The organism is Pontibacillus salipaludis, assembly GCF_014642405.1.
Classification (GTDB): domain Bacteria; phylum Bacillota; class Bacilli; order Bacillales; family BH030062; genus Pontibacillus; species Pontibacillus salipaludis.
On record NZ_BMIN01000007.1, the window covers coordinates 140211 to 159393 of the forward strand.

The window sequence follows — 19183 nt, forward strand, 5'->3', positions numbered from 1 at the left end:
CTCCTCCTTATATAGTTCTTGATCGCACAATATCCGTATAGCGCTTTGCACTATCTTTGACGTAACGGTTTTGTGTTTCAAAATCAACGTATGTGATCCCAAATCGCTTATCGTACCCAAACGCCCATTCAAAATTATCAAGAAGAGACCATAAGTAATATCCTTTAATGTTCATTCCTTCTTCGTTCAGTTCTGCAACGGCTGTCAGGTGCTGTTCCACGTACCCTTTTCGGCCTTCATCGTGAACACTTCCATCTTCTTCGAGCACATCATCGAACGCAGCGCCATTTTCTGTGATAAAAATCGGCAATGTTGTGTATTCTTCACGCACGCGGTAAATCAGTTCTTTAAATTCATTTGGCGAAATGTCCCATCCCATTCCTGTTTTTTCATAGTCAGATGGAGCCGCCTGGAATGTTAAAGGATTTTCACTGGACGCTTCAATTAAAGCACGGTTGTAGAAATTAATTCCAAAGAAGTCACAAGATATTGAAATCGATTTCAAATCGCCTTCTTTTATGAAATCAAACTCACAGCCGTTGTTGCCGTATAACGTCTTCATGTCTTCAGGATAGCTCCCTTTGAAGACAGGATCGATAAACCATCGATTCAGATAACCATCATAATGTTGAGCCGCTGTGTAATCATGAGTCTCCATGCTCGCAGGGTAAACAGGCGACATGTTCAATGTAATGCCAATTGGTTTTTCTTTTTGTAAGGTTTCTTTATACAAATCAACCGCTTTTCCGTGAGACAGAAGCAGGTGATGCGCAACTTGAATAGATTCTTGCAAGTTCTGATGTCCTGGTGCATGAACGCCTTCATAGTAACCTAGCATCGCTACACACCATGGTTCATTATGAGTAATCCACATATCTACTACATCATCTAATTCTTCAAAACATTTCTCCGCATATTCTAAGAACCAATCGATACTTTCACGATTTGTCCAACCGCCTTTTTCATATGCCCATTGAGGTAAGTCCCAGTGGTAGAGCGTGACGAAAGGACGAATGCCTTCTTCTTTTAAACGAGTAGCTAACCGTTTGTAAAATGCCATTCCCTCAGGATTGTACTGACCTTCATATGGGAAAATACGAGGCCAGGCAATCGAGAAACGATAGGAATCTACGCCAAGACTTTTAATAATTTCAATATCTTCTTCGAAACGGTGATAGTGATCACATGCAACTTCTCCTGTATCTCCGTTGTGAACCTTGCCAGGTGTTAAGGAAAATGTATCCCATATGGAAGGAGTACGTCCCCCAACTGATGCGGCTCCTTCAATTTGGTAGGAAGATGTCGCTGTTCCAAAGATGAAATCTTCTTTAAATCGCTGCATAGTGTAACCCCTCTTCTTTATCCTTTAATTGATCCTGCTGAAATACTGCTAATAATATATTTAGAGAAGAATAGAAACGCGACCATGATCGGTACAACAGAAATCGCAATTCCTAAATACATTGAACCTAAGTTTGTAGCTACTTGAGAGCCTTTTAAGAATCCCATTAATACAGGTAGCGTATACTTCTCTGGTGAGAATAAGACAACTAATGGAACGATATAGTTGTTCCAAGATCCGATAAATGTGAAGATCGACATCGTCGCAACCGCTGGCATCATAATTGGCAATGCTACAGTGTGGAAGATTTTTAATTCTCCTGCTCCGTCCATACGAGCTGCTTCAAGTAAAGAAGGATGAAGCGTCGTAGATAAGTACTGACGAAGGAAGAAGACCACAAATGGACTTGCAATAGCCGGTACAATTAACGGAATGTACGTATCAAGTGTTCCAATCGCATTGTTTAGCTCATAGAAACCGATTAACCCTAGCTGTCCAGGTACCATCATCATAAGTAGCATGAAGATGAATAATAGATTCTTTCCTTTAAATTCATAAACCGCAAATCCAAATGCTGTTAAGGCTGAGAAATAACCACTTAGAACCGTAACGGATACAGAGACGATTAAACTGTTTTTGAATCCGTTCCAAATGTTCACATAATCCATCATGGTGCGGTAGTTCTCAATAAGAGCACTCCCAGGAAGGAAAGAGAACCCACCTAATATGGCTTGGTTTTCACGTGTTGCGTTGATAATCATCATATAGAAAGGAACAATGCTGATAAGCGTTAACAAGATCAACAGTGTATAAATCGCCTTTCTGGAGAAACTTCTTTTCTTCTTCAACCCTTGTTTGTTAACGGGCACGTTTAATGACTTTTTCTCAGTTTTCATCTCGTTACCCCTCTTTCTTCGCGTTAGTTCGATACATGGATCGGAATGTAACTACAGAGAATAATACAGTGATCAGGAACAGTGCATAAGCAATTGTTGCTGCATATCCGTAGTTGTTATAGCGGAATGCTTGGTTATACAGATAAAGTACCATTGTGTTTAAGGACCCTTCAGGTGCCCCAAGACCATCTGTTATTAACATCGGTAGATCAAACAACTGCAGTCCACCAATAAGTGATGTAATCATGACATAAAGCATAATAGGTTTAAGTAAAGGTAATGTAATATGAACAAATGTCTGCCATCTGTTCGCTCCGTCAATAAGAGCCGCTTCATAAAGTTCACCAGGAATCCCTGATACACCGGCCATAAGGACGATAAAGGTGTAACCAAACCACATCCACGTTAAGATCAGCGCTACTGAAATTTGAGCTGTTGCGGGTTCGTTCAACCAATTAATAGGATCAGAGATAAGACCAATTTTCATTAAAAACATATTGATCGAACCATGCTGCCAATCAAGCATTATGTTAAATAGAATCGCTACTGAACTAATCGTAATCAAGTTCGGTAAGTAAAATACGGCCCGGAAGAATCCGATCCCTTTAATGCGGTATCGTAAATCGGAGAATAGTGCTGCTAGGAACAATGCGATTCCAAGTTGCAGCGCAAAGTTTAATCCCCAGATCTTCCAAGTATTGATGAAGGCTTCTAAGAAGTAGCCATCGGTTAAAATTCGTGTATAGTTCTCGAGTCCAATGAACTCCGGTTTTCCATACCCTTCATACCTTGTAAATGTGTAATAAAAGGTCAGCAAAACAGGATAGATATTAAAAACGAGAAAGATCGCGAAAAATGGTGCGATAAAATAATACCCTTTGTGGTTTAACTTCTTCATTGGTATCCCTCTCTCTATCAGACTATCTACATAAGTGCCTTAAATAGAATAGAGGTAGTCGCAGTCCACTCGGGAGACCGGACTACCTCTTCTATCATTGCTCTTTATGGTGTCTTAATTTCCGGATAAGCATTTTTCACTTGCTTGTAGAATTCTTCAATCGCTTCTTCTTTTGTCTTCTTACCATCAACATACTCAATGACCTGACCGCCAAGTAATGTATCTAGCTGCTGGTCATACTTCGTTACGATGCCAGGCTCGATCTTTTTCGCCTGATCTAGGAAGAACGTGTAGTTGTTCTGTCCATTAAGGAAAGGCTCGCTGAATTCGTCTTTGATCTTCTCATTAACAGGTTTGTAAGATAACACGTCGCCTGTTTCTTTCGCCCAATCTGTTAAGAATTCTTCATCATGAGTCATCATTTTCACAAAGTCCCAAGCTAAATCTTTCTTCTCAGATCCGCTATAAATACCAATCCAAGTTCCACCCCAGAAGTAAGGTACTGGACCAGTTGTTACGCCCCAATCGCCTGAAGTGTCTTCAGCGTTAGGTTTCAACACACTGTGAAGACCCCAAGTTGGTAGCGCGTAAGAGAATACTTCTGTCTTGTCGCTTGCTGCTGCATCCTCATCTACTTCTTCCCAACCGCCGTTATATGCGATAGGACCACTCATAGAAGCATTCCAAGATGGAGACCATTCTGGAGCAAAAGCTGTGTAATCTTTCTCTCTTAATTTCTTCGCGTGATCAAAGTAGTTTAATTTCGCATCTGTCATAACCAATTCATCATCTTCATTTACCCAAGGTTCTGGATCTTCACCTTTTGCAAACCAACGAATCGCACCTTCATCAGGGAACAAGCGGTAACCTTCAGCTTTTAACTGCTCGCCCACTTCGAAAAGCCCGTCCCAAGAAGACATCATTTCACCTAACTGACCTGGATCATCTGTACCTAGAACTTCTTTAGCAATACTACGTTTGTAGAAAATACCACCTGGTGTTGTTTGCCAAGATAACGCTTTCACATTACCTTCAGAATCTTTTCCTAAGTCGTATACATAGTCAATGTAGTCGCCTTCCAACTCATCCGCATTATAAGGCTCTTGAGATAAGTTTTCCCAGTAATCACGATCTGTCCATTGCTTTAAGAATGCAACCTCACCTGTGAAAACATCCGGTGCTCCAACTCCGCTTTCTAAAACAGGCTTAAGCTTCGTAGGATAGTCCGCAATCGGAACAATCGTTAATTCAACTTTTACGCCATTTTTCTCTTCAAACGTCTTGATCGGCTCTTTCAATTCATCCGTGAATGACCATACTTTCAATACGTCATCATCTTCTTTTTCCCCATCACCTGATGCAGATCCTGAATCAGAACATCCAGCAAGTAGTGCAATACCCATAATCAAAGTCAACAACAAAGACCAACTTAACCTCTTTTTCATCTTACTACCCCCTATAAAGATTTTATTAAAAAGGTACAATGACCTTCTCCTAACAAGATCGCGAAACCGGTTTCGAAATGTTTAAAAAAATATAAATCCACTTGCAGGCGAAACCGCTTTCGAAAAAGCTAAAAAAATATAAGTTCCTTACACGAAACCGCTTTCGTTTCATTTTACAAGAGCTTCTAATGAATTCATTAAAAGCCTCCCTTGCTTATGCAACAGGACCAGTACTCTTGCGAATGATTAACTCTACCGGAACCTGGGTACATGCTATATAACTCTCTTTACAATCAATTTGCTTTAATAATAGTTTCGCAGATTCTTGACCTATTAAATCGGTCTGTTGTCGAATCGTTGTTAAGGCAGGATGGATATACTGAGCAAGTTCGATATCATCATATCCGACTACGGATAGATCTTCTGGAACCCGGAGTCCTTGCTCGTGAATGGCGTTCATGGCACCCATGGCCAAGCTGTCTCCTGCTGCATATACAGCAGTGGGTCGCTCTTCGAGTTCAAGCAACGACTTCATAGCTTTAGCGCCGCCTTCTATTGAAAAGTAATCCCCATTCACAACGTACTCATCAGGTACATCAAGATTAAATGCTTTCATAGCTTGATAGAACCCTTTCTTACGCTGTTCCCCTGCAAAAGTTGACTCATGCCCCGCTATGTGGGCAATTCGAGTGTGTCCTAGCGAATGCAGGTGGTCAACCGCAAGTCGACTTCCTTCATAGTTATCAGAATAAACGACGCTCGATTGATCACTACTCATATCTATGACGACGGTTGGAATCGGATCTTCAATCAATTCCTTCACTTGCTCGTCATCATATGTTGAACAAACAATGACTACACCGTCTACACCTCGATACCTGAAATGATCTAAGTAACTTTTCTTCTGATTACTAATATTTCTTGAAACAAACAGAAGATCGTAACCTTCTATTTCTACCTCTTGCCTGAAGCTTTCGATTACTGCATTAAAGAACGGATGTTTTACACCGATCCCTAACGATTCGATGAATACTACGCCAATCGTCCAAGATTTTTTAGTCGTTAACGTTCTCGCATGAGAGTTTGGTAAATAGTCCATTTCCTCAACTGCAGCTTTAATCGCTTTCTTCGTCTTTTCGCTTACATCTGAATAATTGTTTAATACTTTTGATACAGTTGTGACAGAGAACCCTGTCTTTTTTGCAATATCATAGATTGTAACCATAAGGTCCACCTCTTACTTTCGAAAGCGCTTTCGTTACTTGTATTATAACCACCGTAGTCTTCTAAAAGCAACCCATTTTCCAGAAAATTTTTTAGGCTTTTTTCTACTTGTCACTATTTAGACGTTTTTGTTGATAGTGGGAGATTAGACTTATTGGGTGATGGTGAGCTGGTTTTGAGTGTTGCTTTTTATATAGGGAGCCTTACTGGGGCGGGCGGTGGCGACTGTCCAGGTCTTGCGTCGGGCCGGGGTGTGGAGCTTGAGCGGGTTTCGGCCCAACTTTAGTCATCAGCTGTAGAACTTGAGCCGTTCTCGCTTCACTTAAGTCGCTGTGCCCTTACTTGAGCTGTTATTTTCGCTTCTTGAGTCGCTTTTTTCTTTACTTGATCCTCTTTACCTCCTACTTGAGCCGGTGACAGCCGGACTTGAGCCGTCCTCGCTTCACTTGAGCCGTTGCGCCCCTACTTGAGCTGTTATTTTCGCTTCTTGAGCCGTTTTTTTCTTTACTTAAGCTAGTTCGTCTCCTACTTGAGCCGGTGACGGCCGGACTTGAGCCGTTCTCGCTTCACTTGAGCCGGTGCGCCCTTACTTGAGCTGTTATTTTCGCTTCTTGAGTCGCTTTTTTCTTCACTTGAGTCGGTTCGTCTCCTACTTGAGCCGGTGACGCCCCAACTTGAGCCGTTTCCCGCCTAACTTGAGCCGCCGCGCCCCAACTTGAGCCATCCCCCCCACTCGAGCAGCCACCAAGCTTCACCACTCTCCCGCCCCCACAAAAAAAGCAGTTCCCCTTAGAGCGTACTCACCCTAAACAGAACTGCTTCAAAAATCTATTTCGCTTCAGCATGCACATCAGATGTAACTTCTTGCTCTGGAGCAGCGCGTTTTACAAATAGCGTAACGAAAAATGCTGCAATGGCAAAGAAGAAGACAACCCAGTACACCAATTCAACCCCTGATACAAGAGCTTCTGCTTGGGTACCTGCAGTAGACGGATTCGTGGCATTTTCTAGATAGGCATTTTTACGTGATGTCATAATACCGATGAAGACCGAGATCCCAATTGCGCCTGATACGGGTTGAAGTGTGTTCATGATGGCTGTCCCATGTGGGTACAGGTGCTTCGGTAATTGGTTTAGGCCGTTTGTTTGGGCTGGCATCATAATAGCCGACACCGACAGCATCAATAGTAAATAACACACGACAATGTAAGGAATGGATGTATCAAGACCGATGCGGCTGTAGGCAAACATCGTTCCGCTTAATACAACAGTCGCTGGGATCATGAGTTTTCTTGGGCCGTACTTATCAAATAATTTGCCCATAATCGGCGACATTAAGCCATTCAAAAGGGCGCCTGGTAGTAAAATAAGACCAGCGGTAGCCGCCTGTAGACCAAGTGCTCCTTGCATATACATAGGCAATATAATTTCTGAAGAAAACATAGATACCATAATAATGACAAACATCGTTAAGCCGAGAGTGAACATCGGATATCGGAAAACGCGTACGTCTAAAATGGGTTCTTCTAATTTCAATTGACGGAATGTGAACACGATAAGTGAGATTACGCCAACAATAATAGATAGATAGACTTTCGGAGCAAGGAAGCCTGCATCTCCTTCACCTGCTAGACTAAAGCCTAACACGACGCCGCCGAAACCGACTGTCGATAAGACAATGGATAGGATATCAAGTTTTGGCTTCGTCACTTCGCCGACATTTCGCAGGAATTTAAGTGCAAAGGCGATTGAGAACAACGAGAATGGAATGACAGAAATGAATAAGTATCTCCATCCTAAATGTTCAACGATGATTCCTGATAGTGTCGGACCAATCGCTGGTGCGAACATAATGACAAGGCCCACTGTTCCCATAACCGCACCGCGTCGTTCCGGCGGGAAGATTAATAGGAATGTGTTAAATATAATCGGGATCAGCACACCTGTGCCGACTGCTTGTAGCAAGCGTCCTCCAAGCAAAATCGGGAACGTTGGGGCTATTGCACAAATGGCTGTACCTATTGTGAAAATAGTCATGGTTCCGATAAACATTTTTCTTGTTGTGAACGATTGTATCAATAAGGCCGAAATGGGCGTCATAATCCCCATAACAAGCATAAAACCAGTTGCCATCCATTGAACGGTCGGTTCATTCACAGAAAAACGGTCCATGAGCGTTGTCAGGGCAATGTTCAGTAACGTTTCATTTAATATCGCAAAAAACGCCCCGATGATTAGCGTAACCATCACGGGCATGACTTTAAAGTTCGGGTCATTGGCCAGAAACTCATAGCGCTCGTTTTGTTTCGTTTCATCCATGATGTCGGGTCTCCTTTTATCTTTTGTATTCCAAGAGACTATTCTATTACAAATAGGAGCTTTTGTGTTCTCTGACGCATTCAATTTCGCAAAAACGTAATCCTTTTTTACGCAGTTGTCATCTTTAGTCCAACAATTCCTATTATAATCATCGAGATAAACAGAAGTCTTAACCACTCTTTTGATTCACGGAAAAAGATCATTCCAACCACAACCGTTCCAATCGATCCGATTCCTGTCCAGACCGCGTACGCTGTTCCAATCGGCAATGATTGTATCGCTTTTGATAACAAATAAAAATTTATAATTCCTGCAATCAACATTAAGAATACATATCCTTTATGTTTAAATCCATCTGTTAACTTCAGGAACGTAACACCAGATACTTCTGCTATTCCTGCAAACATTAATTGAATCCATGCCATTAGTGACTCACCTCACTTGTTTCAGACTCTTCTTTCTCTGTTATTTTGAGTCCTACTATTCCTGTAAGAAGGACTAAGATAAAGAACACTTTTATAGCACTAACCAGTTCGGGCTCCATTACAAATTCAACTGTTACCGCACCAACTGTACCAATTCCGGTGAAGACAGCGTAGGCTGTTCCAACTGAGATATATTCCATCGCCTTAGAGAAGATGTAGAAACTGACAACCAATAGGATCACCGTAACGATACTAGGAACCATTTGGGTAAATCCTTCTGATTGTTTCATCGTAAAGATCCAGATGATCTCTAGAAGTCCAGCGACAATTACATAGGTCCACCCCATCATTCAGCCTCCTTTCCCGCAGGAAGAAACGCACGCCACGTCATGACTTTGACTGCTTCCACACGTTTGTTGAATTCTTCATCATCATAATAGCTGTATTCAACGAACAGCCCATCCAAAATGCAATTGATCATAGCAAGGCCCGTATCCCGGTTCACTTCTCTAATTTCTCCTGACTGAATCGCTCTATCCAAATCTTGTTCCAACATTTCATTAAATTGTTGCTCATATTCGAGTAATTTTGCCTTCAGACCCTCTTTGAAATCTTGAGGAGGAAACAGAGTCATCCGTCTCCATAAGTTAGCATTTTCATCATTTTCCTTATAAAAATGAACATGCTGATCCATCATATTATGAAGTCGCTCGCGGAAAGCGAGATGCTGAACTTCTTTCATACCTGTTGACAATTTAGCGATTTCTTCTTGGTAGGCACAGTCAATAACGGCCCAGAAGATCTCTTCTTTATTTTTATAATGAGAATAAATCGAAGCCTTCTTCATTCCCACGCGCGAGGCTAACTCTGATAATGTTGCTCCTTCATATCCTCTTGAAGCAAACAAGCTAAGCGCTTCTGTTAGAATTTTATCTTTACTCACCTAAAAACCCCCATTACTACCTAACGTTCGGTAGTTAAATTGTATATCGCTCTATTCATTTGGTCAAGTTACTCGTTTTATGGTTTATTTTTCTAGAAAAAAGGTAAAGTCCTAAAGATACACTATACCAAAAAGAACGCGAGTGACACTATGACAGAGATCTTATTAAACCACATTCCTTCTTCATTGCTACATATCTTAACAGCTATGATTCTGACTCATTTATTCTTTTACCGACACACCATGTCATACGGCCGACGAATCGCAACCATTTTCCTTGGTGGTGCGCTAGTGATGATCATAGATGTGCCGAAATTAATAGGCAATGTGTCTACTCACTCCCTATTTTTACTTCCATTCACAAGTCTTGCCTTAGCCCTCTTAACATACAAACTCTTGCCTTTCACCTTTTTTAGAAGGTGGATTGGGATTGGGCTTCTATTACTTATAGCAGGAATCGGAATTGATTATTTAGGAAACGGGGCTCACCTTTTCTATCCTGTAAACGAACATAACCTAGAGTATTCTCTTATTAAAAGGGATCTTTGGCTTCTAGGTGGCTTACTCTTGCTCACTCTCTTTTCCCTGTCGCAAAAGCTTTACGGGTGGAAATGGGTCGTAAGCGGACTTATGATTCTTTGTCTATTACTAGGGTGGAAAGCCTACTCGAAGCAACAGCTCCAACAAACTCTAGATCAACAATACTCAGAGGATGAAGTGGTCAGAATTACGACACAACCTGCTGCTTATGTTGGTTACAAATGGCGTTTCACCGTCTACACCGTAAATGATGTATCCTACGGAGAAGCCATTGGTGGAGAAATTACTGAACTACACGAATAAAAGCGAGTATACTTCCCGCTTTCCAGGGAAAATACTCGCTTGTTTTCTGATGCATTCCATATTTAAAAGAAGCCATCCTTCAAGAGAATGACTTCTTTCGGTCATCTTATTATTTAATAACCATAACCGGCGCGTCTACTCGCTTCACCACTTTGTGACTGACGCTGCCAAGGATCATTTCTTGTAGGGCATTGTGACCACGGCTTCCGATTACGACACAGTCATAGTCGTTTTCGTTTGCAAACTCTACAATTGTAGGCCCAGGTTCACCGTGCAGAATGTGGGTCTTAAAGGAAACGTCTTCTTGTTCTAATACCTCTTGGACCGATCTAGTCTTTTCTTTTCGCTTTAATTCAATTTCATATTCGCTCATATTATGAAGAACGTCTTGTTTTGATTTGTTTCCATCTACAACATAGACAATCTCAACCGTTCCATCGAACTGTTTGGCTAAGGCTGCCGCATGCTTTGTTGAGCGTATGGAATGTTCTGATCCATCAGTTGCTAGTAATATTCGTTTATACATTGTCGTCACCCTTTTTACGATCAAGTTTAGTGAGTCTATTATATGAACAATCCTAGTGGTAAGGTACCTCAATGATAAGTAGGTGAAACATAGATCTGTAGTCGTTAGACAAATCCCCCCTTCTACATGTATAATGTTTCTGTTTCTCAAATTCTGTGAGATAAACGAGTTTTGAAACCTAAGACTTTTGGTAAAATGTAAATAAGAACACAATTGACTCAAAATTATGATAGTTCACTTGCTGGTTGTTTACTACCCGCAAATGGACTACTATAGGAATAGCGATTTTTTTAAAAGGAGTTTACTATATATGAAACAATCCATTTACGGATTAACGTTTGAACAACTGACGGATTGGATTATGGAACATGGTGAGAAGAAGTTCCGTGCAAAACAAGTATGGGACTGGCTTTATCAGAAACGTGTAACGGACTTTTCTCAAATGAAGAACGTCAACGAGTCTTTGATTAATTTGTTAGAATCTCACTTCACACTCGGAACGTTAACGGAAGAGATTAAGCAGGAGTCACAAGACGGCACCATTAAGTTTCTATTCAAACTAGCCGACGGAAACGTCATTGAAACGGTTCTTATGCGCTTTAACTACGGCCTTTCTGTCTGTGTGACAACGCAGGTTGGTTGTAATATCGGCTGCTCATTCTGCGCAAGCGGAATTTTAAGTAAGAGCCGTGACCTTACAAGTGGTGAGATCGTTGAGCAGATCATGCAGGTTCAGCATCACCTCGACAACCAGGGCAAAGATGAGCGCGTGAGCCACATTGTCGTTATGGGTATTGGTGAACCATTTGATAACTACGATAACTTAATGGACTTCTTAAGAGTTGTAAACGATCAAAAAGGTCTTTCCATCGGAGCTCGTCACATTACCGTCTCCACAAGCGGAATTGCACCGAAGATGTACGACTTCGCAGACGAAGGCATTCAAGTGAATCTGGCGTTATCCATTCACGCACCAAACAACGATTTACGTTCTAAGATTATGAAGATCAACAAAGCTTACCCATTAGAAAAACTAATGCCAGCTATTGATTACTATCTAGAGAAAACGAATCGACGCATTACGTTTGAATATATCTTACTGAAAGACGTCAATGACCATAAAGAAGAAGCTGAACAACTCGCTAACTTGTTGAAGGATAAGCGTCACTTATCTTACGTGAACTTAATTCCTTACAACCCAGTAGCCGACCACCCATATGATCGAAGTGAGAAGGAAGCGATCCTTACGTTCTATCAAACCCTTATGGATCGCGGCATTAAATGTGGTGTCCGTACAGAACACGGAACAGACATTGACGCGGCTTGTGGTCAACTTCGTAGTAAGCAAATTGAGAAAGAAAAAGCACGCAAAAAGAAAAAGCTACAAAACAGCTAACCAACACGAGGCCATGTGCCTCGTGTTTTCATTTGCATTTTTGTTGACGTATGACACCGCGTCATATATAGTAGATCAGGTCGTCATGTGACACGTTGTCATATGTAGGCACAAGGAGGAGAAGAATGCCGAAACCAACGTTCTATAATTTGAATGAAGAGAAAAGAGAAAAGCTGATCGAAGCGGCTAAAGAGGAATTCTCTCGCGTTTCTCTATATGAAGCATCTATATCTAATATTCTTAAGAAAGCTTGCATTCCAAGAGGAAGCTTCTATCAGTATTTCGAAGATAAAGAAGATGCGTTCTTTTACTTACTGAATGAACACGCGAAAGACCAGCATGAGAACTTTTTACAACGCTTGAAAGATCATGAAGGCAATATGTTTAAAGCGATGGAGGATCTCTTCCAATCAGCTCTTCATCATTCGCAAAAAGAAGGTCAGAATAACTACCTTCGAAACGTTCTTTTAAATAAAAACTATAAGATTGAAAAAGAAGTGACCAGATACATTCGTAAGGGATCAGATGATTCCAGATTTACACAAGTGAGTGAGCTCGTAGATATGGATCGTCTGAACATTAAAGACACCGAGCAGCTCTATCACGTCTTCGAAATTGTCATTGCGATTACGTTCCATAACCTTGTGCAGTGTCTTTCAAATGACTATACGATAGATGAAGCCATGTCGAAGTACAAGAAAGAAATAACCATTATTCAAACAGGGCTTCATTAGAAGACTTTAACGAATCACTTAGAAAAGAAAGAAGGGAACATTGTGGTTAACACACAAGATACAACACAAAAAGAAGAACCAATTAATAAAGTCCCCCTTATTATTGTGCTTTTATCAGGCGCATTTGCTGCCATTTTAAACCAAACACTACTTGCCACTGCCCTGCCAAATATCATGGCAGACCTTAATTTAGAAGCGAGTACAGCTCAGTGGCTTACGACGATCTTTATGCTCGTAAACGGCGTGATGATTCCGATCACCGCCTTCTTAATTGGGCGTTTCACAACAAGGGGTCTCTTCCTAACAGCTATGGGACTCTTCGCATTCGGGACACTCATTTGCGCCATTGCGCCAAACTTTCCGCTCTTAATGGTAGGACGGATTCTGCAAGCATCTGGTGCAGGAATTATCATCCCATTAATGCAAACCATTCTATTTATGATTTTCCCAATTGAAAAGCGTGGTGCTGCAATGGGGATGTTTGGCCTCGTGATTTCATTCGCTCCTGCGATTGGTCCTACATTGTCAGGATGGCTAGTCGACCAATTCCCATGGAGAAGCCTATTTTACGTGATTTTACCGATCGTCATTATAGATTTTATTATTGCGTATTTCATTCTTAAAAACGTAACGAAACAGACATTCCCTAAACTTGATATCCTTTCGATTATTTTATCTACATTCGGTTTTGGTGGGATTCTTTACGGATTTAGTATTGCCGGGGGAGAAGCTGGGTGGAGTAACCCTCAAGTCCCTATATCCATGCTGATTGGAGCCGTTACTTTAACCTGGTTCATCTTACGCCAAAGACGATTACGTGAGCCAATACTTGAATTTAAAGTCTTTCAGTATAAAACATTCACACTTACAACGGTTCTTGGTATGGTCGTATTTATTGCCTTGATCGGTGCTTCTACTGTACTACCGTTATATATGCAACAGATGCTAGGATTTACAGCACTAGAATCTGGGTTAATGCTCTTACCTGGCGCACTCATTATGGGCTTCAGTAATCCAATTACAGGTCGATTATTTGATAAATTCGGCGCTAAATGGTTAGCCATCACCGGATTAATCATCCTAGTCGTTACAACGTTTATGTTTACGGACTTAACAGCTCAGACATCATTCATGTACCTGACAATCGTCAATGCTTTCCGTATGCTGAGTGTGGCCTTGGTTATGATGCCTGTTACAACAGCCGGTATTAACCAACTGCCAGACCATCTCATTTCACACGGAACAGCCATGAATAACACCATGCGCCAAGTATCAGGCGCTGTCGGTACGGCTCTACTTGTAACCGTAATGAGTACAGCAGCACGACCGAGTAACGGAATCGAAGGTCTTGTTCACGGCGTGAACGTCTCCTTCATCGTTGCCGGGATCTCTGCTATTATTGGCTTAGTGTTGTCGTTCTTTATTAAGCGACCGAGCGTATTAGCAGCTTCATAAAATATAACAAAGCCCGAATCGTTACCTGTAGACGGTTCGGGCTTTTTTGTGAGTTTTATTTAGTTTTAGGGCGTGAGGGGGGATTCGTGCGTTTTCTGGCCGTCGAGGGGGTTTTTCGGACGTCAGCATGTGTTTTCTGGCCGTCGCTTGGCTTTTTTCGGACGTCAGCATGTACTTTCTGGCCGTCCACAGGCTTTTTCCCGACGTCAGCATGTACTTTCTGGCCGTCGCTTGGCTTTTTCCGGTCGTCAGCTCGTTCTTTTTGGCCGTCGCATAGCTTTTCCTGACGTCGGCATTCGCTTTCTGGCCATCACGAGGCTTTTTCCCGACGTCAGAATCCGCTTTCTAGCCGTCGACACTTATTTTCCAGACGTCTTCCCCCATCTTCTCCTAACTTAAAAACCCTCAACTATTCATCCAACTTCCACTCAAACCATCTTCCGTGCCCATCCGTATCCCCAATCACCTCATGCGTTTCAACACCGTTTCGAATTGAGTCTAAATGAAGTTTTCGGTCATTCATATTATTGTAAATATGGAAAACATCGCGCTCTTTCCCAATGTCTCTTATCCGCTTAAGAAGTTCAGCCTTTTTCATCTCAGGGATTTGGTTGGCTACGTGAGTATGGAAGATACAAAGTGCACTGTTTCGAGGAGCAAGGTGAGCTTGTTCAGTAATTAGGGAAACCCCGTCGCCTTCAATCATCGGTGGTGGATTTTCAATGAGTTGATGTACTGCTCCTTCAAAAAGCTTTCTACGTTCTTTATGTTCGGGCCATATGAGAGCTTTTAGCCATAAACGCTCTTTTTCATCAGTGAGATCACTAACGTTCACATCAATACCCACTTTTGAAACAACAGGAGGACTTGTTCTGAAGACAAAAGGTTCACTTTCATTTCGCACTTCTGCAGTAAGATGTACTTTTGCATCGTCATTCCCTACCCACTCCTCGCCCTCATATGAGTATGCATACTGATCCCACAGCAATTGAAGACCTGCACTAGTCCCGATTTCTATAATTGATAAAGGAATAGCCGTACGTTTATAAATCTCGCAAAATACAGGATACAAATAAGCACAACGCCTCACTTCATTTGTTTGCACTCGTCTCTCTTCAAGGAGTTCAATGATCGCTTGACGATTCTCCATACAAAAATCGCGAAACACCGGATACACCCCCTCTATAGAATTAGGATGGTCCGCGATGCTTGGATAAAAGTTCTTCAACTCGTGTTCTTCGCCATTTAATAATATGTAGTGTACGGCCCCAAACAAAAGGTTCGGCACGGGCTGTCCTTCGCTCGCATATGATGAGATCCTCAGTATCTCATCATCATAAGAAACCTGCCGCGATAGATGTGCATAAAGCGGACTAGATCCATCACATTCTTGTTCTGCGAAATCTTGAAACCTTTTTGATAAATGATTCATTCTTACCTCTCCCCTTTTATTGCTTATCTAGCTTTTATTCATCCTGAACAAGACTAAAGAAAGTCCGTTATAGCCGCAGCAGAGCATGTCACAGCTGCAACGATTTGCAGATATCCTCCCCAACCATAATGACCTTCTTTTATATTTTGAATCCCATTTAGCAAAAGGACGACCGACAAATAGAAGAACACCGCAGAATCGGGTAAAGATAGGTTCTCGATAAAAAAATGATAGATAGCAAGACTAACTGATACAATCGCTAAAATGATATTTAGTTTCTTTAAGAATTCCAAAAAACGCCCCTCCCGTTTTCTCACTAGTTTTGTATGTTTATTTCTTGGCTAAAGTGAGTTGAATAATAAAGTAGAGAATTTCTGTTAGGTAATCAACGTTAGATCGTAAACGTAAATAACAACATTGTAACATATACTTCCATAATTAGGATATAACATCCCCTACCACCACTTCCATATCATTCAAAGGCACTTAGGGAACAAAAAGGCCCCAATGAGCTTATCAAAACTCACCAGGGCTACTATCGTTACTTTACAATCGATTTATATCCAGAATAGGTCGCAAGGAAGTACCCGCCATACACGATAATAATGACACCAGCTGTAATAAATGATGGCAGGAGGACGCTTGATTGACCAGCTGTCAAGAGTGCGTCGTTGACTACCTTTATGCCAAAAATAGAGTGAATGATAGCAAGGGCTAGAGGCATCATGAAATAAACAAAGACTTGCTTGAATATGGACTGATGAACGCCTTTTTGGGTCACCCCAATCTTCTTGAGCATAGAATAGCGTTCCATATTTTCACTTGCTTCTGATAGTTGCTGAAGAGCGAGTATGGCTGCGCTGGAAATGAGGAAGACGATACCAAGGTAAACTCCAATATACACAGCTACAGCCGATGTGCCAGTCGATCGTTCATAGGCTCCTGTCTTTGTTGTACCTAGGACGTGAGTCGATAGATCACTTCTTTGGTTTAACATTCTCCTTGCTTCTTGAACTTTCTCGTCTGCCACCCCTTGTTTCCCTTCTTCATATTGTACGTTCAACGTAACAGAGAAAACAGGAAGTTGTTCGGCCATTTCGTCAGGTAAAACAGCTGTCATAAACTCCATTGCTACACTATCCGTTTTGGTAGAGAGCATTTGCATACCCTTAGAAGTAATTGGATAACTCTCACCCCTAATCTTGATCTTCTCTTCTTGTTCAACAAAGTGCCTAATACTCTCTTTCAAGTTTGTTCGGTTCGTGAGGAGGAGCACTTCTTCCCCTTTTAAACTTATAGGCTCTTTCCCTTGCATTTTAACCAATTCTTCATAATCAGATCGTTTCATAACTTCTAGGTCTACCCCACGATCTTGATCGAGAAATTTATTCGAATCTCGAGTGGAGTAAGGCTTCAAATAGTTTATAATTCGTTCATCAGTACGGTGGCGAGTAAATACAATCGTATCCCCATACTCGTTAAGTTCCAAATTGTTAAACGCTTCTTTTAAGGTACCTACTTCCTCCCCGTCTACATAGTCATACAACGTCGCATCATAAGGGGTAGTCTGATCAAGCTCCTTTTCTAAACTCTCTTTCAAACTGAATCCAGTCGATAAAACCCCAATCGTGAAGAACAGCATCAAGCAAATAATTGTCATCGAAATAAACGTGGAATTTACTTTACTATTGATTTGGCGCAAGACAAACATATTAATATGGTTATAGTACAACTTTTCGTTCTTCTTCAAGACGTTTAGAAGGAACCCGGAAAGTGAGAAGAAGAAAAGAAAGGTTCCGACTGCACCAAGTGCAATACTTACCCAAAACACAGCAATATCATAGAACAATCCATACTCAAGCATCATTCCATAAGCGATTCCTAGAAGGATAAGAGAACTGATAAAGACAATGACAGCAGTTGAGGTCTTTCGAAGTTTTAACTTCTGATTCTTTCTAGAAGCTGTTAATAAATCAATCAGTTTATACCTACTCATCACAAGGATATTAGTCACCATCACCACCAGGAATATAATTCCAAAATAAATGACCGTCTTGATCATCGCCTCCGTTGAGAAGACGAACTCATACGCATTCATATCTACCTTAAATAAGGCACCAGTTAGAACCGATAACCCTTGTGATAATAGCACACCAAGCCCAAGACCCACTGCTAGTGACATTAAACCAATGAAAAAGGTTTCCATTACAAGAATCCTTGAGATGTGGTACTTACTCATTCCTAATGTCATGTACATGCCTAATTCTTTTTGGCGCCTCTTAATTAAGAAACGATTCGCAAATAAGATTAAAAAAGCTAACACGACTGAAATGAAAACAGAGATGGCCCCAATCATGCGCATAAGTACATCTATCATATCCGACTGAGTTGAGGATAAATCAAGCATTGCTTTTTGAGCTGATATCGAGTTGAAGCTGTAGAAAAGACAAACGGCAAATGTAATCGTTAAGAAATAGATCGCATAGTCTTTGAAGCTTCGCTTTACGTTTCGTAAGGATAATTTAAAATACATCGTCCGCGTCACCTCCGAGTAACGTCACGACTTCCATAATTCGATTAAAAAACGCTTTCCTCGTATCCTGACCCTTAACGAGTTCATTAAAGATCTTACCGTCCTTAATAAACAAAATTCGATTGGCATAGCTTGCTGTGAAAGCATCATGCGTGACCATCAAAATCGTCGTATCTAAATCCTGATTGAGCTTCTCAAATGATTCCAACAAGAGTCGTGAGGACTTTGAATCAAGCGCTCCTGTTGGTTCATCAGCTAAAACAAGTGATGGATTTGTAACAATGGCACGGGCTGAGGCTACACGCTGCTTTTGACCACCTGACATTTCATATGGAAACTTGTTTAACACAGAAGTAATTTCTAATTTTTCGGCTGTGGCTTGTACTTTGGATGTAATCTCAGAAGGTTTTTCCCCTTGAATGGTAAGAGCTAGAGCAATGTTCTCGAAAGCTGTTAGCGTATCTAGTAAATTAAAATCCTGAAAGATAAACCCCAGTTCATCACGACGAAATTTCTCCAAGTGTTTCTTCTTTAACTTCGTAATATCTTGAGAGTTAATGGTAATATGGCCCGTCGTTACCGTATCAATTGTTGAGATACAGTTTAAGAGCGTCGTTTTCCCACTCCCCGAAGGTCCCATAATCCCAACAAAGTCTCCCTTTTCCACATCAAACGATAAATCATCAAGCGCCTTGGTCACATTCCCTTTATTTCCAAAGTATTTCTCGATATGTGAAGCTTGCATAATGGATGGCATCGAATCTCCCCTTTG

The 19183-nt window shown here is 41.3% G+C and carries 19 protein-coding genes; 4 read left to right on the plus strand and 15 right to left on the minus strand.

All coding sequences use genetic code 11. The features are described from left to right. Positions 1-7: 7 nt before the first annotated feature. From IEW76_RS09770 to IEW76_RS09815, 10 genes are all read right to left on the minus strand, one after another. Positions 8-1342 carry a GH1 family beta-glucosidase gene (locus tag IEW76_RS09770; protein ID WP_188653300.1) on the minus strand — a complete coding sequence of 445 codons (1335 nt, stop codon included), beginning with the start codon at positions 1340-1342 and terminating at the stop codon, positions 8-10. 17 nt (positions 1343-1359) lie between these two features. Then, entirely contained in the window at positions 1360-2238 is an 879-nt protein-coding gene (locus tag IEW76_RS09775) for a carbohydrate ABC transporter permease (protein WP_188653301.1), read from the minus strand. Between the two features lie 4 nt (positions 2239-2242). Next, complete coding sequence (locus IEW76_RS09780) at positions 2243-3136, minus strand: carbohydrate ABC transporter permease (protein WP_188653302.1); 894 nt, start codon at positions 3134-3136, stop codon at positions 2243-2245. Positions 3137-3240: 104 nt separating this feature from the next. Beyond that, positions 3241-4581 (minus strand): ABC transporter substrate-binding protein, encoded by a 1341-nt coding sequence (locus IEW76_RS09785; RefSeq protein WP_188653303.1) that lies wholly within the window; start codon positions 4579-4581, stop codon positions 3241-3243. A 214-nt stretch (positions 4582-4795) separates the two neighbouring features. Beyond that, positions 4796-5806, minus strand: coding sequence for a LacI family DNA-binding transcriptional regulator (locus IEW76_RS09790; RefSeq protein ID WP_188653304.1), 1011 nt, complete (start codon positions 5804-5806; stop codon positions 4796-4798). 565 nt (positions 5807-6371) lie between these two features. Beyond that, the gene (locus tag IEW76_RS09795) at positions 6372-6563 is read right to left on the minus strand and encodes a hypothetical protein (RefSeq protein WP_188653305.1); all 192 of its coding nucleotides are present in this window, start codon (positions 6561-6563) and stop codon (positions 6372-6374) included. A gap of 70 nt (positions 6564-6633) precedes the next feature. After that, positions 6634-8124, minus strand: coding sequence for an MDR family MFS transporter (locus tag IEW76_RS09800; RefSeq protein ID WP_188653306.1), 1491 nt, complete (start codon positions 8122-8124; stop codon positions 6634-6636). Positions 8125-8231: 107 nt separating this feature from the next. Then, entirely contained in the window at positions 8232-8549 is a 318-nt protein-coding gene (locus tag IEW76_RS09805) for a DMT family transporter (RefSeq protein ID WP_188653307.1), read from the minus strand. After that, the gene (locus IEW76_RS09810; RefSeq protein WP_188653308.1) at positions 8549-8896 is read right to left on the minus strand and encodes a DMT family transporter; all 348 of its coding nucleotides are present in this window, start codon (positions 8894-8896) and stop codon (positions 8549-8551) included. Before IEW76_RS09810 ends, IEW76_RS09805 begins: the two co-directional genes overlap by 1 nt. Beyond that, positions 8896-9492 (minus strand): TetR/AcrR family transcriptional regulator, encoded by a 597-nt coding sequence (locus IEW76_RS09815; RefSeq protein ID WP_188653309.1) that lies wholly within the window; start codon positions 9490-9492, stop codon positions 8896-8898. Before IEW76_RS09815 ends, IEW76_RS09810 begins: the two co-directional genes overlap by 1 nt. 150 nt (positions 9493-9642) lie before the next feature. On the opposite strand from IEW76_RS09815, the gene IEW76_RS09820 reads away from it, so the two are divergent. Beyond that, the gene (locus IEW76_RS09820) at positions 9643-10335 is read left to right on the plus strand and encodes a hypothetical protein (RefSeq protein ID WP_188653311.1); all 693 of its coding nucleotides are present in this window, start codon (positions 9643-9645) and stop codon (positions 10333-10335) included. Positions 10336-10444: 109 nt separating this feature from the next. Here IEW76_RS09820 and IEW76_RS09825 read toward each other — a convergent pair whose 3' ends face one another. Then, positions 10445-10861, minus strand: coding sequence for a universal stress protein (locus tag IEW76_RS09825; RefSeq protein ID WP_188653313.1), 417 nt, complete (start codon positions 10859-10861; stop codon positions 10445-10447). 310 nt (positions 10862-11171) lie between these two features. On the opposite strand from IEW76_RS09825, the gene rlmN reads away from it, so the two are divergent. From rlmN to IEW76_RS09840, 3 genes are all read left to right on the plus strand, one after another. Further along, complete coding sequence (rlmN, locus tag IEW76_RS09830) at positions 11172-12257, plus strand: dual-specificity RNA methyltransferase RlmN (protein WP_188653315.1); 1086 nt, start codon at positions 11172-11174, stop codon at positions 12255-12257. A 125-nt stretch (positions 12258-12382) separates the two neighbouring features. Next, positions 12383-12991 carry a TetR/AcrR family transcriptional regulator gene (locus IEW76_RS09835; RefSeq protein ID WP_188653317.1) on the plus strand — a complete coding sequence of 203 codons (609 nt, stop codon included), beginning with the start codon at positions 12383-12385 and terminating at the stop codon, positions 12989-12991. 42 nt (positions 12992-13033) lie between these two features. Then, positions 13034-14446 carry an MDR family MFS transporter gene (locus IEW76_RS09840; RefSeq protein ID WP_188653319.1) on the plus strand — a complete coding sequence of 471 codons (1413 nt, stop codon included), beginning with the start codon at positions 13034-13036 and terminating at the stop codon, positions 14444-14446. Between the two features lie 409 nt (positions 14447-14855). On the opposite strand, the gene IEW76_RS09845 is transcribed toward IEW76_RS09840, so the two are convergent. The 4 genes from IEW76_RS09845 to IEW76_RS09860 form a co-directional block, all read right to left on the minus strand. Continuing rightward, complete coding sequence (locus tag IEW76_RS09845) at positions 14856-15878, minus strand: DUF2332 domain-containing protein (RefSeq protein WP_188653321.1); 1023 nt, start codon at positions 15876-15878, stop codon at positions 14856-14858. A 53-nt stretch (positions 15879-15931) separates the two neighbouring features. Beyond that, positions 15932-16171, minus strand: coding sequence for a hypothetical protein (locus tag IEW76_RS09850; RefSeq protein ID WP_188653323.1), 240 nt, complete (start codon positions 16169-16171; stop codon positions 15932-15934). A gap of 248 nt (positions 16172-16419) precedes the next feature. Next, entirely contained in the window at positions 16420-18411 is a 1992-nt protein-coding gene (locus tag IEW76_RS09855) for an ABC transporter permease (protein ID WP_188653325.1), read from the minus strand. Continuing rightward, positions 18401-19168, minus strand: coding sequence for an ABC transporter ATP-binding protein (locus tag IEW76_RS09860; RefSeq protein WP_188653327.1), 768 nt, complete (start codon positions 19166-19168; stop codon positions 18401-18403). The genes IEW76_RS09855 and IEW76_RS09860 overlap by 11 nt, the downstream gene beginning before the upstream one ends. Between the last annotated feature and the right edge of the window lie 15 nt (positions 19169-19183).

Excerpts from the sequence above, each read along its gene's own strand:
- IEW76_RS09820 (WP_188653311.1), top strand. The coding sequence starts at position 9,643 with ATGACAGAGATCTTATTAAACCACATTCCTTCTTCATTGCTACATATC.
- IEW76_RS09825 (WP_188653313.1), bottom strand. The coding sequence starts at position 10,861 with ATGTATAAACGAATATTACTAGCAACTGATGGATCAGAACATTCCATA.
- IEW76_RS09775 (WP_188653301.1), bottom strand. The coding sequence starts at position 2,238 with ATGAAAACTGAGAAAAAGTCATTAAACGTGCCCGTTAACAAACAAGGG.
- rlmN (WP_188653315.1), top strand. The coding sequence starts at position 11,172 with ATGAAACAATCCATTTACGGATTAACGTTTGAACAACTGACGGATTGG.
- IEW76_RS09835 (WP_188653317.1), top strand. The coding sequence starts at position 12,383 with ATGCCGAAACCAACGTTCTATAATTTGAATGAAGAGAAAAGAGAAAAG.
- IEW76_RS09810 (WP_188653308.1), bottom strand. The coding sequence starts at position 8,896 with ATGGGGTGGACCTATGTAATTGTCGCTGGACTTCTAGAGATCATCTGG.
- IEW76_RS09790 (WP_188653304.1), bottom strand. The coding sequence starts at position 5,806 with ATGGTTACAATCTATGATATTGCAAAAAAGACAGGGTTCTCTGTCACA.
- IEW76_RS09770 (WP_188653300.1), bottom strand. The coding sequence starts at position 1,342 with ATGCAGCGATTTAAAGAAGATTTCATCTTTGGAACAGCGACATCTTCC.
- IEW76_RS09805 (WP_188653307.1), bottom strand. The coding sequence starts at position 8,549 with ATGGCATGGATTCAATTAATGTTTGCAGGAATAGCAGAAGTATCTGGT.
- IEW76_RS09780 (WP_188653302.1), bottom strand. The coding sequence starts at position 3,136 with ATGAAGAAGTTAAACCACAAAGGGTATTATTTTATCGCACCATTTTTC.
- IEW76_RS09860 (WP_188653327.1), bottom strand. The coding sequence starts at position 19,168 with ATGCCATCCATTATGCAAGCTTCACATATCGAGAAATACTTTGGAAAT.
- IEW76_RS09845 (WP_188653321.1), bottom strand. The coding sequence starts at position 15,878 with ATGAATCATTTATCAAAAAGGTTTCAAGATTTCGCAGAACAAGAATGT.
- IEW76_RS09800 (WP_188653306.1), bottom strand. The coding sequence starts at position 8,124 with ATGGATGAAACGAAACAAAACGAGCGCTATGAGTTTCTGGCCAATGAC.
- IEW76_RS09855 (WP_188653325.1), bottom strand. The coding sequence starts at position 18,411 with ATGTATTTTAAATTATCCTTACGAAACGTAAAGCGAAGCTTCAAAGAC.
- IEW76_RS09785 (WP_188653303.1), bottom strand. The coding sequence starts at position 4,581 with ATGAAAAAGAGGTTAAGTTGGTCTTTGTTGTTGACTTTGATTATGGGT.